The sequence below is a fragment of the Leptothoe sp. EHU-05/26/07-4 genome (genome assembly GCF_043421015.1).
Taxonomy (GTDB): Bacteria; Cyanobacteriota; Cyanobacteriia; order Phormidesmidales; family Phormidesmidaceae; genus Leptothoe; species Leptothoe turfae.
Window position 1 is genome coordinate 630,186 of record NZ_JAXSQV010000007.1, and the last position, 15,603, is coordinate 645,788.

Below are 15,603 nucleotides of genomic sequence, written 5' to 3' on the forward strand. Positions count from 1 at the left end.
TATTTTCGAAACTAACTTAAGAATATGAAATGGCAATGAAATGTATAGGTTCCAGCCAGGGACTATCTGTTTGACATAACTCCTGCACCCTTGATCCTACAGTTCACTATAGGGTTTATCGTAGGCGTATCAAATAGCCTGGAACCGCTACGAACCTTAATTTCAGGATCAATTACCATGACGACAACCGTTTCTAACATACCCATAGCACAGTCTATAGCCCAGCCCGTGCGCCTCTACCGCATGGTCACCCCAGAACACTCATGCTCCTGGGGACAGCGAGCGGTTACTTTATTGCAGCAGGAAAAGATTGATTTTGAAGACATTCATCTAACGTCTGCTGAATCTGTAGCCGACTTTAAGGCGCAGCATGCAGTCCCTACCACACCGCAAATCTTCTTTGGAGACAAACGCATTGGTGGGTATACCGACTTGGCCAATTATTTTAAGATAGAAGCCGAAACGGCTGATTATTCCTACACGCCCGTCATTGCCCTCTTTTCCACCGCAGGACTAATGGCCCTGGCCACTTCTCTAGGGCTGAGCGGCTTTATGGGCATTTCTCTCAGTATGCTGGCTTCTCTGAAGCTGATGGATCTAAATGCCTTTGCCGAAAGCTTTGCTAAATACGATCTCATTACCCAGCGCTTGAAACCCTATGCCAGGGTGTATCCCTTTGCTGAATTAGCCATTGGGTTAGGCTTCCTCTCGGGTATTGCTCCCTTAGCCACAGGTATTGGCTCTCTAGCGGTGGGTCTCAGCGGTGTCGCCTCGGTAGTAAAAGCCGTGTATATCGATAAATTGGCCCTCAACTGTGCTTGCGTCGGTGGCAATTCTAAAGCACCCTTGGGAATTGTTAGCTTTGCCGAAAATGCCATTATGACCTTCATGGGAGCTGCCTTGATCGTATCAGCTGCCCGCAATGTCGAAGCTAATGTGCCAGAACCCACACCCCGTTCCGCCGTTGTGCAACTTCAAGAGGGTGTCTAGCCGCAATTTCATTTCTATTTCATGATTGCCGACTACCTTAGTGCCAGACTGGGACTATCCAGGCTATCCAGGCCAGAAAATCTGCCCAGCTTTAGCGTTTACACGTAAACGACCATGATCAATCGCATTAAAAGACTTGGGAGCATAGGACTGATCACCATAGGATTGATCGTCACTGGCTGTAGCCTAGCCCAGGGACCCGCTCCTATTTCTCAAGCAGCCTTAGCTAGCGAAATTAACGTATTTCGAAGTCCTACCTGTGGTTGTTGTGGTTTGTGGATCGAACATATGCGTGACGCGGGCTTTGAGGTGAATGATCAAATTACAGAGGACATGGCGGCGATTAAAGAGCAGTACGGTGTACCTGAAAACCTCAAGTCATGCCATACCACTGTTGTGGACGGTTATATTGTTGAAGGCCATATCCCCGCAGAAGATGTCGCTCAACTACTCACAGAAAAACCGGATATTGCCGGTATTGCTGTACCGGGGATGCCCATTGGTTCTCCTGGCATGGAATCAGGAAATTATGTTGAGTCTTACACTGTATTTTCGTTTGAGAAAGACGGTTTAATTGCCACTTTTGCTGAGCACTCATAGTTGTTGCTAAAGCCAGGCAGCTATAACAAGATAAATTGAGATTTTCAAACATAGAGAGGATTAGTATCATGAACAGTTTAATGTTGAAATATCCACTTGCATTGGGAAGTAGCGTGTATATAGCACAATTATTAGTACAGCCTGCTTTTGCCCATGCCAATCATGATCACTCAAGGGCTACAGAGCAACCATCGGTTACAGTTGATGAAGCTAACAAGGTCAACCCCGATGACATGATGGATATGTCATCGGATGAAATGCCGATGGATGCAACTGAAATGCCTATGCATACGACTCAAGAACCTACTGATGTTCCTGTTGTTGAGGTAGCTCCGTCAGTCTCTCAAGCGAAATTACTGGATGGATTTTCTATTGGCTTAGGTGAAGCTTTATTAGGTCTGATTCTAGTAGGCCCCTTTTTGCTAATGTCTTTGAAAAAGAGACTTTAGAGAAGTGATTATGCTTATTAAGCAAGCTCGACTACGCCAGATACATAGAAGATTAGTGCCTTTTATGACCATCCCTTTGCTACTCACGCTGATAACTGGCATGTTTTTCCAATTTGCTGTGGTTATTGGTCGCACCGATGAATTTCTATGGCTGCTAGAGTTACATCGAGGCAAATTCGGCAGCATCAATCTAGAGCTGATCTATCCAATCCTAAATGCAATAGGTTTACTGACGTTGGTCATTACAGGATTGATGATGTGGCTTCAAACTAATACACGTAAGCAGCGCAGAGTATAGGAAAGAACTTGAATTAAAATTCATCTGGTAGCTACATTAACAAGGGAGGCCGAGACTTGAGCAATGTCCGATAGCAACACTCTCTCAAGACACAGAATTTTTGCTACGAGGTTCTTTGGGGTGTTCAATTCCCACCTGATCAGCGATTGTAAGTGTTTCTTCTAGACGTTCTTCTATAGTTATACCAAATCCGAATTTATTAAACCCGATTAAAAATAGACCATCCTGTAGGGGCACTCCCTTGTGGATGCCCTGCGATACCGGGTGCTATCAGGCAGGATTTCGTATTACTTGATCTGTCTTGCGCTGACGCTTGGCCATAGGAGAATCCCTGGCAATAGATGGGGCACCTGAAAGTTATAAAAACTCAAGAGCTATCTCTAACCAATACAAAAACTACCAGCACCTGATCGCTATGGACCGATGCTGGTATAAAACTTTATTTTCAGGTAAACAACTTTATTGTCGTTATACAAGTGTTTAACTCATACTCAATGCTTATTCAACCGTGACTGACTTGGCTAAGTTGCGGGGCTGATCTACATCCAGGCCTCGTCGTGCTGCAATGTGATAAGACAACAACTGTAAAGGTAGCACCGTCAACATGGGTGAGAGCAGTTCATCTACCGTCGGCACAGGCAATAAAGTATCGAAGGTGTGCTCAGCCTCAGGGTCATTGGCTGGGGCAACACCAATTAGCTGGGCGTCGCGGGCTTTAGCTTCTTGAGCGTTGGAAAGAACTTTATCGTAGACAGTGCCAGGGACTGCGATCGCAACCACCGGTACCTTCGCATCCAACAGCGCAATCGGACCATGCTTCATTTCACCCGCTGGATATCCCTCCGCATGGATATAGCTGATTTCCTTCAGCTTCAGCGCCCCTTCCAACGCAATAGGATAGTTAACACCACGGCCAATAAAGATAAAGTCTTGAGTTTCCGTAAAGCTATGGGCCAGCTCTTCGGTATAGCCCTCCTGCTTTTCAATCACATGCTCCATCTGGGTGGGCAGTTGACGCATCGCCTCAATAATTTCCGCCAGCTCCTGGCCAGATAGAGTCTTCCGCTGATAACCCAATTCCAACGCCAGGAAGTAAAACGCCATCAACTGCGCCACAAAGGTTTTAGTCGCCGCCACCCCAATTTCAATGCCCGCATGGGTCGCCACAACATTGGGCACCAGACGTCCCAGTGAACTTTCTGGGCGGTTCGTGATCCCTAACATGCGTGGGGCAAAGGCCGCATCACCTTTTTCAACCCGTCGAGTTTGTTCCATATCCAACGCCGCTAGCGTATCTGCCGTTTCGCCAGACTGGGTCACACCAATGGTCAGGGCATTAGCAATCAGTGGCGTGGGGGAATAACGAAATTCTGAAGCATAGTGCACCACGGTTGGAATGCCCGCTAACCGTTCCAGCAAATGCTTACCAACTAAACTAGCGTGCCAGCTAGTACCACAGGCCAAAATTTGTACCTGCTCTAATCCTGCTAGCAAACTTGCATCCAGCCCCAAATTCACCGGAGACGTGTCACTTTCAGGGGTCCAATCACTGGCTAAATACGTTTCTAGACTGGTACGCACCACCCCCGGCTGTTCATGGATTTCCTTCAGCATAAAGTGCTTGAAACCCTGCTTTTCCACCATGGTGGGGCTAATGCTGAGGGTGATAGGGTGCTTTTTCAGACGTCGCCCGGTGAAGTCATAAATAGCCGCCCCCAACGGCGTGAGCATCGCCAACTCGCCATTATCTAAAGGCAGCACTGCACGGGTGTGGGGCACAATTGCTGGCGTATCGGATGCACAGAAAAACTCACCCTGACCAAAACCAATGGCCAGCGGAGCCTGTTGCCGCACCACAATTAGCTCATCGGGGAAATCGGCACTCACCACAGCCAGGGCAAAGGCTCCATCCAGGTCATTCACCGCTTGGCGTACGGCCTCTAGCAAGTCGGATTCGTGAGCTAGTGGCCCCTCCACACCCTTAGCAAGGTAGTCGGCAATCAAATGGGGAATCACTTCGGTATCGGTTTCAGACTGGAACTCATACCCTTTAGCAATCAGCGCTTCCCGCAGTTCCCGGTAGTTTTCAACAATGCCATTTTGCACCACTGCTATGCGACCACTGCCATCCGTGTGAGGATGGGCATTGTGCTCTTCGGGCTTGCCGTGGGTGGCCCAGCGGGTATGGCCAATGCCTAAACGAGCGGGGTCCTCCAAACCGTCTAGTTTGTCCTGTAAGTTCTGGAGTTTACCCTTAGCCCGCACTCGGTTGAGTTGACCTTCGCTAATAGTTGCAACACCGGCTGAATCATAGCCGCGATACTCCAGCTTACGTAAGCCTTCAATCAAAATATTGCTAGCGGCCCGAGTGCCTATATAACCGACAATTCCGCACATATGATGTCTCCTTTAGCTGTGAATCCAACGCTTATAATCTGTTGGTTTAGTATTGACCAATAATGAATGCTGCTGGGTTACTGGACTATCTAAACCCAAATCCAATTTTCCGCCAACGGTAATACAATTTTGGCTGCCATCTGTCCAGGTACTTGTTGTTCTCAATACGGTTGCGAATCAAGAATTAACGAAGATTATTTGAAGATTAGACGACTTAGCCCTCTAGAGTTAAATTTTGGTAATGAACGTGCAGATCTGCTGCTGCCATGGCATGGACAGTGGCCATATGGGTGCTTCAGCCTCTATTCCCCTTTGTGATGAAGCTAAATTTAGGGGCGAGGTTCCTGATCAACATTGCAGACTTTGAACATATCTTCCCTTGGGGTCATGGCGTAAAATAGCAAAAATCCCATCGTGACACAGACTTTATGGTTGCCACCTTACCCTCCAAAAATGCAAAGAAATTGGAAGCCCGCCTGCGGGGGTTAGTGGGTAAAGCTATTCATGATTACACCATGATTGAAGCCGGTGACAAGGTCATGGTGTGTCTGTCCGGAGGTAAAGACTCCTATACGATGCTGTCTCTGTTAATGTCGTTGCAGCGTAGTGCTCCAGTCAAGTTTGACTTGTTAGCCGTCAACCTTGATCAAAAGCAGCCCGATTTCCCAGAGCACATACTACCTGAGTATTTAAAATCTGTCGGCGTGCCTTATCGCATTGTGGAGGAAGATACCTACAGCACGGTGACCCGCATTATTCCTGAAGGCAAGACCATGTGTGGTCTATGTTCTCGTCTGCGGCGCGGAATTCTCTATCGGGTTGCCACTGAAGAAGGTGCAACAAAAATTGCCCTGGGCCATCACCGCGATGACATTGTCGAGACGTTGTTCTTAAACATGTTTCATGGTGGACGTATCAAGGCGATGCCGCCTAAGCTCCGCACAGATGATGGCAAGCACATTGTTATTCGCCCTCTGACCTATTGCCCAGAAAACGACATCGCGCGTTATGCACGCTATCGAGAATTTCCTATCATTCCTTGCAATCTCTGCGGCTCCCAAGAGAATCTTCAGCGCGCCAACATTAAACAGATGTTACAGCAATGGGAAACAGAATTTCCGGGGCGTACTGACAGCTTATTCCGCAGTATTCAAAATGTTTCTCCATCACAGCTGGCTGACAGCGAATTGTTTGACTTCAAGGGGTTGACTACGGAGAAAAATTAGCTGTTGCGAATAGAGGCACGGCATCTAACTGGCAGCATGAGCTTAGGAAATAAAATCAATTAGCTGCCAAATTTTGGGTGTACAGACGTTCCATGGAACGTCTCTTCAACCTTTACTTTTAGAATTTATTGATGGCTTGCTCCTTGCCTCCGTATTTTTTAGATTAAAGTCTGTCGAGGATCAACAACGCCCACAATTGAAGGACTGCCCTAAAAAAGAGCAGTCCTCTATCCATCAGCATTTTAAATTTTTAACCTTGGCGTACTCCTAGGAGGCCACAGTAGTTTTTTCAGCAGATGATGCCTCAAAGCTCTTTTCCAGCTTCATCACCTGCTTAGCCTTCTCCGACAGAGCGTTCTTATTCAACCAGTAGGTCAGCAGACCATCAATCGAGAACAAGCCTGCTCCGTTGACCGTAAAAAACAAGAAAATAGCCGCATAAATGGCCGATAGCTCTAAATAAGGCAGACTAAGGCCAGCCACTTTAATGTGGTGATACATGGCTACACACATGGTGCCCAAAAGACCAAAAGCCGCAGGTCTTGTGAGCAAACCAAAGGCAACCAGTGGAGCACCAATCAACTCAGTGTAGGCCGCCACATAGCTAAGAAAAATAGGGAATGGCAATCCTAGATACTCTACGTAAGCAGCCGCAAAACTCTCAATGTTGGCCAGCTTGTCAAAGCCGTTATGCACCATCATGATGCCGACTACAACCCTGACTATAGCGAAGGTAGTCTGGGCACCTAAATTTAACTTGACGTTGGGCCTGAATAAAGAAACGAGCAAAGAATTGAATGCCATGGTTATAGGGTGCGTGTCAAACTGCGTTTTTCATATATTAAAAATTGTAACCAGTTAATTAAGAAACGTAAATGCAACTTATTGAAGATTTCACCCATGGATGGTCTGAACCTTTAAAAATAAAGGCTTAGGCATTTATGGGTGTCATTAATGGCTGGTTGGTATGTGCCCATAGCTATAACGCCTCCAAGCGATTACACAGATTTCACAAGTATCCGATGCAGTATTTCAAGAAAGGTGGCGGGCTGTTCCCAGGGGACTCGATGCCCTGCTTGCTCAATGCTGATGTGGCGGAGGCTAGGTACTTGATGAGCTAACTCCACACCGATTTGGTGATAACGCTTATCCTCACTGCCTGTGATGTAGGTAATGGGGATGGAGAGCTCAGCCAGGTGCGATCGCATATCATCCATCTGTCCTTTGGAATACACTTCAAATGCCCGCGCAATTTTTGACCGGTCAAAGTCTGCTTCCAGGCGAGGCGTCGCACATGGCCGATTACAAAAAACAGGCAGCCGATCCCATTCGGTCAATAGCTCTTCCCAGGGCTCCGAGAGAAATCGATTGGCCCAGGTGCGATCGCGCCTTAAACATTGTTCTTTCTGTTGAAGACTGACTATGCCTGGATCAGCACTAACAATAACAGCCGCAGACCAAAGGGCGGGCCTAGCGATTAATGCATGCCAGGCTAGCCGCCCACCCAGAGAATATCCCAACAGATATTGTTGAGTCTCTGGCTGGTCAGTTGCTATTGCTTGAACTTTTTTACAGAAAGCATGCGCCCAAGCCCAACAGTCATCATCCAGGGTATCCCATAGATTAACCAGATGTATCTTTAGCTCTGGCATCCTAGACTGTAATCCCTGAGTGATCTCACTCCACACCTCAGGTTGTTGCAAGTTACCGTGGAGACACCATAGAGTCTTCATTAGAGTCTTCCTTTTGCCAAAGGTCTTTAGCGTGTACTGTTTGCACCCATTGCGATCGCACATGCCTCAAAGGCGGCTGTTGCCTCTACAGTTTGCTCACTGTTAAAGAATGCTTCAGCAATCCGGGGTGCAAAGGTGAATGTATTCAAGCCTTGGGTTGCTAAATAGGCAATATCGTCTACATCACGGATACTGGCTGTTAAGATGCGCGTTGAACTTTCTACGCCATCAAGCGCCTGTTGCATTTGAGCCAGTGTCTCTCGTCCATTACGGCCTGAATCATTGATTCGTCCTAGATAAGGAGCTGCGTACTCTGCACCTAGGGCAGCAGCAACCAGAATCTGTGGCACTTCATACACAGCCGTCATGGTTACTCGAATGCCGTCGGCAATCAAGGCGGCAGCAGCGGCTGTCCCTAGGTGTGTAATGGGAACTTTCACTACCACACGCTGATCAATCTTAGCTAAAGCCTGCCCTGTAGTGATTAAAGCCTGTTTGTTATCACCCCAGGTTTGCAGCTGAACTTCCTTAGCTCCTAGGCTAAACGCTTTTGCAGCTAACTGAGTTAATGAGTCAACAGTACAGGCAACCTGTGCCCGTTCTAACAACAGCGGGTTAGACGTGACCCCATAAAAGATACCTATGGGTAGCCAGGTTTCCCAGACAGCAGTGTCAGCCGTATCTAGATACAGACGTAAATTCACAGTAGAGCTCCAGTAACTGCACCGAGTATTTCATAAGAGAGGGAGAATCGGGAGTAGAAACTAGAGAGATTTTTAGGAATTCAGCACATTAATGTCTCGTAGCATCTCCAGATGTTGTTTAACAGGCGCTAAAGTATTGGCTAACACCATACCGCTGGCAGCCACGGCAGGTAAGCCAATGCCTGGAAATGTCGAATCACCGCAACACCAAAGTTGCTGGATTGGTGTACGTGGACCAGGGAAAACACCTTGCCCAGCACGAATGGCAGGACCATAGGATCCGTGGTGGCGACGGAGAAAACGTCCGTGGGTTAGGGGGGTGCCCACCAGGGTAACGGCACATCGAGAGCGAATATCAGGAATAATACGTTCCAGCGCTTGCCACATGACCTCAGCTCGCTGCTGTTTTAACTGGGCATACTCAGCACTCTTGCGATCGCAACCAGCCCATACCCCATAGGGTTCATTGCCAGGCGTGTATACGTGAATCGTGTGCTTGCCATCTGGTGCTAAGTTTGGATCTAGCACTGACGGAATAGAAATTAGTACTAGATTTTGGGGTGCATCTATCCCCTGACTCCAGTCATTAACAACAATGTAGTGACAGGCCAACTGATCCAGGCCAGTGGCGTCAATCCCCAGATGTAGATGCATAAAGCTGTCGCACTCAGGGGTGGCCTGGCGCTTTTGCTCAAACCGCTTATACTTTGCAGGTAGTGCCGGTAACAACTTGAGAGTGTCCCAAACCGATGCATTAGAAATGACTGCCTTTGTAGCTTGAATCTCCTGTCCATTACGCAAACGCACCCCAACCGCCTGATCCCCCTCTAACAAGATCTCTTCAACGTGGGCATTTAACCTGATGTCACCACCATACTTTTTTAGCCCACGCTCTAGGGCAGCCACTAAAGCAGCACTGCCACCTTGGGGATAGTCAAGCTGTACACCGGGGCGATACCAATCAGCAAACATAAAGGCCACTGCCGCTGCTATGGTCCCCGTAGCGGGTAATCCAGAAAGCAGGAAGCACAGCATATCTAACCAATGACGGGCAAAGTCATCATGCACTATGCCATCCATAATGCGGCTGAAGGGGCCAGTGAGTTTAGCTACATGCACGCCTTGTTGGAGCAACGACGGTAGAAAATGCCTAACGGTCTGAAAAGCTCCCAGGTCAAATCGCATCGCGGCAGGTGGTAAAGCAATGGCGGCAGCCCCTAAGGGCCGCATGACCTGTTGTAAATGCCGCCACTCGCGCACCGCCTGTGCCCCCCGTAGCTGTTGTAGAACATCACAAAACTGATCTGAACCCACCGTGGTGTCAAAGTCACCTTCTGGCAAACAGCATCCCCAAGTATCATAATTAAGCCAATTTGCATCTTCGCCAATGGCATCTAGCACCTGTCTTAATGGATTGGGAGACGGGCTATGGGATAGGCCTGAGTACAGAGACGGACCAGAATCAAATAAAAAGCCACCTCGCTCAAATCCATGGGCTGCACCACCCGTGATGCTGTGGCTTTCGCACACGATGACATCGTAGCCATAGCGCCCTAATAACGCTGCACAGCAGAGGCCACCAATGCCACTGCCAATCACAACAATTTGCGTCCGCTCCATGCAATCATCGTCTCCACTAATTAGGCATCACAACTCCCCAAGCTTTAACTTTATTGGCGTACAGATGTTGCATGCAACGTCTCTGCAAAATTATTTTTGATTACTGGGCAACACCACAGCTACTACCAGCCGAGGGTACTAATGCCACCGCATGGGGTACCGTCCGTGACTCAAACCCGATCAGAGATTCTCCTTGGTACACCAGGGAAGTACTCGCACCGGAATCTAGCATGACTGCATGGTGAAAACCTGCTTGCATCAGCAATTCACCTAGACCTACCGAATCAATTTGAGCGTGGGTGGCACCAACAACAGGTTGTCCTTCCATGTTTATGCCCCAAAATGCCCGGAATCGATGCTCCTCATAGGCAAACAGATTCTTGAATGTAGCTGCAGATTGGGGCTCTTGTTCCCGCACCAACCAACCTGCACCAACAAACGCATCGGTTACGTCCGGCATCTCTTCTTGAATGCCTGTTAATGTGTTGTGCTGTGCTGGGTCAAAAGGAAGAAACTTGGCTTCCTGAGGGCTCATTAAAACTAAGGGACGACCTTTGAGCTTGTAAATATCACCTTCATCTCCAGGAATAAATTCCCCTGTGTTTTGACTGAGCACCGGCCCAATCATAGTGTTAGAGTCCAGGAATTCTAGAGAGAAGAAAGTACCATCCACAGCAGCAATCGCATCGGAGTCAGCAACAATGTCAGCCAGAGGGTAACGGCTATCAGCATGGATGGTTGTAGGTTGACCACCGCTAATCAAGGTCATCGGGATCTCATCGATCTCGATCTCCAATCGTTGAATAGGAGATTTGAAGTTTGGGGTAGGTTTAAAGCCTGACAACGGAGGACCACCCCACGCTGACTCAATAACTTCATAAAAACGAGATTCACCAAATCGCTCAATGGTCAAAAGATTTTCTGACTCTCCTGCAAATCGACCTGAATCATTACGCATAATCAGTGCAGCCTGATAGCCTGCTGCTTCGGCAGCCTCTACAACACGCTCATCATGTTTGCCTTCTGGATAGGTAAAGTAATGAATTGGGATGCCGAGTTTTGTCTCTAAGCGTTCCTTAGATGTCTCTAATTCATAGCGCAAGTCTTCATCTGGCAGTTCTCGCAGATCCCGTGGATGCGTCACGCTGTGAGAGATAACAGTTACTAATGGGTCTTGGGCCATTTCTTCCACTTGTTCCCAGTCAAGGGTGGAGCGTCCCACAATCTTGCCGTCAACTTTGTCTGTAAAGATAGAGAGGGCTACCGGATAGTTGTAATACTTAGCTAACTTGTAAACATAGTCGTAATGACCTACATACCCATCATCAAAGGTCAAAACAACAGGTTTTTCAGGCAGAGGCACCCCGGTTCTAAGGTGATTAACCAACTGATCGAGACTAATGGGTGTTAGATTTTGAGCACGAATCGCTCGAAAATCTTCGTTTAAGCGTCCAGGGGTAATGTCGAAGAAAACTTCTTTTTCAGGGAGTACATCGTGATACATAATCACAGGTACTTTGGACAATTGGGCACGGTCATGAAGCTGTGGCCAGCGTGCAGATTCGATCTGTGCGGTCAGACTAGCCACCCATTGCGAAATTTGGCTCTGACTGTCTTGATTTACCTGAGTGCCTAGAGCTGACAATGTGTGCCCAAGACTCTCGGTAGAATCCGCAGATTGCGGAGCGGGCAAACAATAATAGTCAGTAGCTGAGAATGTCTGTGACGGTGTTGTTTCAAGAACATCATCGGCCAAGTCTTCATCAACCCAGGTATTGAAAACAATGGGAGCAATGGCAGGGGAGGGCAAACTCGCCTTTACTCGCTCAATGCCATCCAGCAGCTCTTGATTAAAGGCAATGGAAGAATCAGCCGTTGTATGGGTATCTACTTCACTAGCACCGTATAAAAGGCCACCACTACAAATAACAAGCAGGGTCGCTATAAGTGCAGACCTGCCTCGAAATAGGTGTCGAAACCGTGCTTGTGACTGGCCTTGGGACGAAACATCTAAATCACAAGCCTCCATGCAAGGAACCCTTAACGCTAACTTTAACAATAACGGAGCAAGACTACTGCACTCAGGATAAGATAACTTCAGCAGAAGATTAAGAAAAAATAAAAATCTGCGCATAACAAAGCCACCCCAACTAGCAGAGCAGCATTGCTGGAGTGGCCTTAGTATAGGTGCTTTTAAATGAACCGGTTCGGTATTGAACTTCAGAGGGTCCTAAACTCTGAAGACTGAAGTCAGTTTATCTAAGGAGTCGTACGAATTCAGCTATTTAGTAATAAAACGCCAATGTCTCTTGCAAAACTTCAAAAATAGGAGCTTAGTTGTTTACCAAGGCAATTGACTGCCATCCCATGAGAAAAATGAGCCGTTATCGTCTAGGGTGACGTTACCTAAGACATTCATGAGGAGTCCTACGGTTTTTGGGACTGGGAACAGTTTATCGGGAGGCACCCCCCGTTGAAACGGCTCTGACAGTCGTGTATCCGTAGTACCAGGATGAAGCAGCACAATCGCTGTTTGCTGGCTCCGGCGACTGTATTCAATGGCAGCTGTTTTGAGGAGCATGTTCAAAGCCGCTTTAGAGGCTCGATAGCCATACCAGCCACCAAGGCGATTATCTTCAATGCTGCCGATTTTGGCAGAGATGGTGGCGAAAACATTGGGCTGTTTGTGATTAAGCAATGGTAGTAGATGTTTTGCCAGTAGGGCTGCCCCAATGCTGTTGACCTGGAAATAGCGCATCAGATGATCTGGCTGTAGCTGTCGGAGTGCTTTTTCTGGCGCGATCGCACCATCATGCAAAAAGCCCACGCAGTTAACCACAAAATGTAACTCAGGGGTCATCGTTTTAATCTGAGCTATCCCGCTTTCAATCGCTGCTTCATCGGTTAGGTCCATGGCGATGCAATGCAGCCTGTCATGGGTTTGGGCAAGCTCCAGAAGTTCTGACGCAGCAGTCTTAGTCCGGTAGGTGGCAAACACCTGATCAAACCGCTGATCCTTCAGCAGGTGTTTGACAAAGCCAAGGCCGATGCCCCGGTTGCCACCGACAATCAAGGCCTGACCTGACCGTATGCTCGCAAAAATAGAGGGTGAACTTATTAAGGGTTGATCGGTCATGACATGGGGATGGGGTGTGATCGAGCATTAGCGTAAGATAGCGCAGGCAGTTTGCACAGGCTAAGCAGCATGAATGAATTAGCAGCTCCTGATATGAAGGAGCCGTCCCCCTTTGCAATGCCCTCAGGTTTTATTGCAGGCGTTGATCCGACGGCAGCCCCTGCCGGTTTGGGGTGGTGGTTTGGGTTTTGTGGCTCTCGGATGCTGGTGACCCTTAAGGTGGAGGGTACGCAGGAAACCATCGGGATTCCTCAGGTGGAAACGTTAGAAGACTTAGGGGTTAGGGTGGTGCGATCGCAATACCTGGGCACCTTGGTCAACTCACCCTGCTACGGAGCAGAACTACCCTCAGATTTAGAGCTACCGGCAGGGCTCGACCTGAGACCATTGCGAAACCTATATGGTCTATTAGGCGATCCATTCTTTGCCTTGGCAGGACGCGCCACCCAGTTAGTGGAATGGGATCGCACCCACCAGTACTGTGGCTGCTGCGCTACGCCCATGGAGCAGTCAAAACATGAACGAGTCAAGTGCTGCCCCCAGTGTGGCTTCAGGCAATATCCCCGGCTATCGCCTGCGGTCATCATGCTGGTATCTCGCGGATCTGAAGTCCTACTAGCCCGTGCCCCCCGGTTTCGGGAGGGCATGTACAGTGTGCTGGCCGGATTTGTTGAGCCGGGAGAGTCCTTAGAAGAAACCGTAGCGCGTGAAGTGCGAGAAGAAGTGGGGGTTGAGATCAAAGATATTCGCTATTTTGGTTCTCAGCCCTGGCCTTTCCCCAATTCACTTATGATTGGATTTACAGCCCGCTATGCCAGCGGTGACATTGTTGTCGATCCAAATGAAATTGAAACAGCAGGGTGGTTTACCAAAGACTCCCTGCCCCCTGTGCCTGGCAAGCTCAGTATTGCTAGACAACTCATTGATTGGTTTATCGCGGCAGGGGATTAGAGGGTAGGGAGTAAGGGGTTATCTTGCAAACCCATTCTCTAATCCCTTGCCAACCATTGCTTACGATTCCCCCATGAACACCCCGAGCCACGTCATCCTTAACCTTGCACTGCTGGGCCATCGATCGCGATCGCACCTCAACCCCTCCATTTTTTGGGGAGCACTGGTGCCAGATCTAGCCATGTTTGGCTTTTATGGATGGGCCAAACTGATAGTCCAGATGGATGAAGCCACCATTTGGCGTGAGGCCTACTATGAGCCGTTCTGGCAAACAATTTTTGATGTGGGCAATTCGATTCCGCTGGCGCTGTTAGTCATTGCCCTCGCCCTCTGGGTGGGAAGACGTTATCCAGTCTGGCAGCCCTTGAGCCTCGGAGTTATTTTTCTAGCCGCTAGCGTCATTTTGCACTGCCTGGGCGATTTACCTGTGCACGTAGACGATGGTCATCGGCATTTTTGGCCCTTCAGCAATTTTCGATATGAAAGTTCAATTTCCTATTGGGACCCTGATCACCATGGGGGCATCGTGGCCCTGGTGGAATTTCTTTTGGTGATGGTGGCTAGCATACGGGTTTGGCAACTATTGCAATCACGCTGGGTTAAAGGCCTGTTACTAGTTAGCAACGGATTAATGTGGGTGATTTATGCCGGGTTTTATCTGTAATCCAAGTCATCCCACTTCAATCCACCGGTGTCATGGCTCCGTAGAGTTTGATAGAACAACTCAATCGGTGTCATGGCTCCGTAGAGTTTGATAGAACAACTCAATAGTATGCTGACAGCATTCGGTCCTTGCCGATGTTATTAATATGCCTGTTCAAGCTTAGGAGTCTCTGATTAAACCTATGGGGCCAATTGAATCTTGGGAGGAAACGGCTACATCCGATGCCATTTCCTCCGATGCAGATCTGCTGGCATCCTTGCGAGCTGGTCAAGTAGAGGCTCTGCGGATGCTGTATCAACGCTATGGCCGCTTAGTTTATACCCTGTCGCGTCGCATTCTCCACAGTGATGAAGAAGCTGAAGAAATCACCCAGGATGTATTTCTGACGCTATGGCGCAAGGACGCCTATCAGGCAACACGAGGCTCCCTCAGCCGTTATCTGGTCGTCCTGGCACGATCACGCTCAATTGATCGGTTGCGATCGCAAACTTCCCATCGCCAGCGTTTGTATAAATGGCACCTCATGATGGCAGATGTAGCCTCCACCCCCCTAGACATGGCCACCCTGACGGAGCGAGGAGAGCGCACCCGCCAAGCCCTCAGCAGACTCTCCGACAAAGAACGCCAGGTCATCGAAATTGCTTACTACGAGGGACTTAGTCAGTCAGAAATTGCCCAGCGCCTGGATGTCCCCCTAGGCACCGTTAAGTCCCGTTCTCGACAAGCTCTGCGTAAGCTCCGCCAGACACTACAAGACCACCTTTAGCCCCCGTCTAACGTACTATCCCAACTTTTGCCAGACCACACTTTTGCCAGACCACACTTTTGCCAGACC

Annotated in this window: 15 protein-coding genes; 8 read left to right on the top strand and 7 right to left on the bottom strand. The window is 48.6% G+C overall.

What is annotated here, in order from left to right; translation table 11 throughout:
• The first annotated feature begins 177 nt into the window (after positions 1-177).
• The 4 genes from U2F10_RS27220 to U2F10_RS27235 all read left to right on the top strand — a co-directional run bounded on the left by U2F10_RS27220 (position 178) and on the right by U2F10_RS27235 (position 2,337).
• Positions 178-990 carry a glutaredoxin gene (locus U2F10_RS27220; RefSeq protein ID WP_499873821.1) on the top strand — a complete coding sequence of 271 codons (813 nt, stop codon included), beginning with the start codon at positions 178-180 and terminating at the stop codon, positions 988-990.
• 114 nt (positions 991-1,104) lie between these two features.
• Positions 1,105-1,590, top strand: coding sequence for a DUF411 domain-containing protein (locus U2F10_RS27225; RefSeq protein ID WP_163700032.1), 486 nt, complete (start codon positions 1,105-1,107; stop codon positions 1,588-1,590).
• A 68-nt stretch (positions 1,591-1,658) separates the two neighbouring features.
• On the top strand, positions 1,659-2,039 hold the full coding sequence (locus U2F10_RS27230) for a hypothetical protein (RefSeq protein WP_499873822.1): 381 nt from the start codon (positions 1,659-1,661) through the stop codon (positions 2,037-2,039).
• Positions 2,040-2,103: 64 nt separating this feature from the next.
• Positions 2,104-2,337 carry a PepSY domain-containing protein gene (locus tag U2F10_RS27235; RefSeq protein ID WP_499873823.1) on the top strand — a complete coding sequence of 78 codons (234 nt, stop codon included), beginning with the start codon at positions 2,104-2,106 and terminating at the stop codon, positions 2,335-2,337.
• Between the two features lie 498 nt (positions 2,338-2,835).
• On the opposite strand, the gene glmS is transcribed toward U2F10_RS27235, so the two are convergent.
• Entirely contained in the window at positions 2,836-4,734 is a 1,899-nt protein-coding gene (glmS, locus tag U2F10_RS27240) for a glutamine--fructose-6-phosphate transaminase (isomerizing) (protein ID WP_163700028.1), read from the bottom strand.
• 428 nt (positions 4,735-5,162) lie between these two features.
• Here glmS and ttcA point away from each other — a divergent pair, with 428 nt between their 5' ends.
• Entirely contained in the window at positions 5,163-5,960 is a 798-nt protein-coding gene (gene ttcA, locus U2F10_RS27245) for a tRNA 2-thiocytidine(32) synthetase TtcA (protein WP_163663855.1), read from the top strand.
• A 267-nt stretch (positions 5,961-6,227) separates the two neighbouring features.
• On the opposite strand, the gene U2F10_RS27250 is transcribed toward ttcA, so the two are convergent.
• The 6 genes from U2F10_RS27250 to U2F10_RS27275 all read right to left on the bottom strand — a co-directional run bounded on the left by U2F10_RS27250 (position 6,228) and on the right by U2F10_RS27275 (position 13,153).
• Positions 6,228-6,764, bottom strand: a complete 537-nt coding sequence (locus tag U2F10_RS27250) for a DoxX family protein (protein WP_163663853.1) — start codon at positions 6,762-6,764, stop codon at positions 6,228-6,230.
• A 194-nt stretch (positions 6,765-6,958) separates the two neighbouring features.
• Positions 6,959-7,693, bottom strand: coding sequence for an alpha/beta fold hydrolase (locus U2F10_RS27255; RefSeq protein ID WP_499873825.1), 735 nt, complete (start codon positions 7,691-7,693; stop codon positions 6,959-6,961).
• 26 nt (positions 7,694-7,719) lie between these two features.
• Complete coding sequence (locus U2F10_RS27260) at positions 7,720-8,397, bottom strand: transaldolase family protein (protein ID WP_499873827.1); 678 nt, start codon at positions 8,395-8,397, stop codon at positions 7,720-7,722.
• A 72-nt stretch (positions 8,398-8,469) separates the two neighbouring features.
• Positions 8,470-10,017, bottom strand: a complete 1,548-nt coding sequence (locus tag U2F10_RS27265; RefSeq protein ID WP_499873828.1) for a phytoene desaturase family protein — start codon at positions 10,015-10,017, stop codon at positions 8,470-8,472.
• A 100-nt stretch (positions 10,018-10,117) separates the two neighbouring features.
• Positions 10,118-12,046, bottom strand: coding sequence for a polysaccharide deacetylase family protein (locus tag U2F10_RS27270; protein ID WP_499873829.1), 1,929 nt, complete (start codon positions 12,044-12,046; stop codon positions 10,118-10,120).
• Positions 12,047-12,358: 312 nt separating this feature from the next.
• Positions 12,359-13,153 (bottom strand): SDR family NAD(P)-dependent oxidoreductase, encoded by a 795-nt coding sequence (locus U2F10_RS27275; RefSeq protein WP_499873830.1) that lies wholly within the window; start codon positions 13,151-13,153, stop codon positions 12,359-12,361.
• Between the two features lie 69 nt (positions 13,154-13,222).
• Here U2F10_RS27275 and nudC point away from each other — a divergent pair, with 69 nt between their 5' ends.
• The 3 genes from nudC (at position 13,223) to U2F10_RS27290 (ending at position 15,534) form a co-directional block, all read left to right on the top strand.
• A complete protein-coding gene (gene nudC, locus U2F10_RS27280; RefSeq protein ID WP_163700012.1) occupies positions 13,223-14,104 on the top strand; it encodes an NAD(+) diphosphatase in 882 nt (293 codons plus the stop codon).
• A 73-nt stretch (positions 14,105-14,177) separates the two neighbouring features.
• Complete coding sequence (locus U2F10_RS27285) at positions 14,178-14,768, top strand: metal-dependent hydrolase (protein ID WP_163663839.1); 591 nt, start codon at positions 14,178-14,180, stop codon at positions 14,766-14,768.
• Positions 14,769-14,949: 181 nt separating this feature from the next.
• Entirely contained in the window at positions 14,950-15,534 is a 585-nt protein-coding gene (locus tag U2F10_RS27290) for a sigma-70 family RNA polymerase sigma factor (protein WP_499873831.1), read from the top strand.
• Positions 15,535-15,603: the final 69 nt, after the last annotated feature.

What these genes read in the sequence shown, in the direction of transcription:
- U2F10_RS27255 (WP_499873825.1), bottom strand. Translation starts at nt 7,693, where the DNA reads ATGAAGACTCTATGGTGTCTCCACGGTAACTTGCAACAACCTGAGGTG.
- U2F10_RS27265 (WP_499873828.1), bottom strand. Translation starts at nt 10,017, where the DNA reads ATGGAGCGGACGCAAATTGTTGTGATTGGCAGTGGCATTGGTGGCCTC.
- U2F10_RS27250 (WP_163663853.1), bottom strand. Translation starts at nt 6,764, where the DNA reads ATGGCATTCAATTCTTTGCTCGTTTCTTTATTCAGGCCCAACGTCAAG.
- ttcA (WP_163663855.1), top strand. Translation starts at nt 5,163, where the DNA reads ATGGTTGCCACCTTACCCTCCAAAAATGCAAAGAAATTGGAAGCCCGC.
- nudC (WP_163700012.1), top strand. Translation starts at nt 13,223, where the DNA reads ATGAATGAATTAGCAGCTCCTGATATGAAGGAGCCGTCCCCCTTTGCA.
- U2F10_RS27290 (WP_499873831.1), top strand. Translation starts at nt 14,950, where the DNA reads ATGGGGCCAATTGAATCTTGGGAGGAAACGGCTACATCCGATGCCATT.
- U2F10_RS27270 (WP_499873829.1), bottom strand. Translation starts at nt 12,046, where the DNA reads ATGGAGGCTTGTGATTTAGATGTTTCGTCCCAAGGCCAGTCACAAGCA.
- glmS (WP_163700028.1), bottom strand. Translation starts at nt 4,734, where the DNA reads ATGTGCGGAATTGTCGGTTATATAGGCACTCGGGCCGCTAGCAATATT.
- U2F10_RS27285 (WP_163663839.1), top strand. Translation starts at nt 14,178, where the DNA reads ATGAACACCCCGAGCCACGTCATCCTTAACCTTGCACTGCTGGGCCAT.
- U2F10_RS27235 (WP_499873823.1), top strand. Translation starts at nt 2,104, where the DNA reads ATGACCATCCCTTTGCTACTCACGCTGATAACTGGCATGTTTTTCCAA.
- U2F10_RS27230 (WP_499873822.1), top strand. Translation starts at nt 1,659, where the DNA reads ATGAACAGTTTAATGTTGAAATATCCACTTGCATTGGGAAGTAGCGTG.
- U2F10_RS27225 (WP_163700032.1), top strand. Translation starts at nt 1,105, where the DNA reads ATGATCAATCGCATTAAAAGACTTGGGAGCATAGGACTGATCACCATA.
- U2F10_RS27275 (WP_499873830.1), bottom strand. Translation starts at nt 13,153, where the DNA reads ATGACCGATCAACCCTTAATAAGTTCACCCTCTATTTTTGCGAGCATA.
- U2F10_RS27220 (WP_499873821.1), top strand. Translation starts at nt 178, where the DNA reads ATGACGACAACCGTTTCTAACATACCCATAGCACAGTCTATAGCCCAG.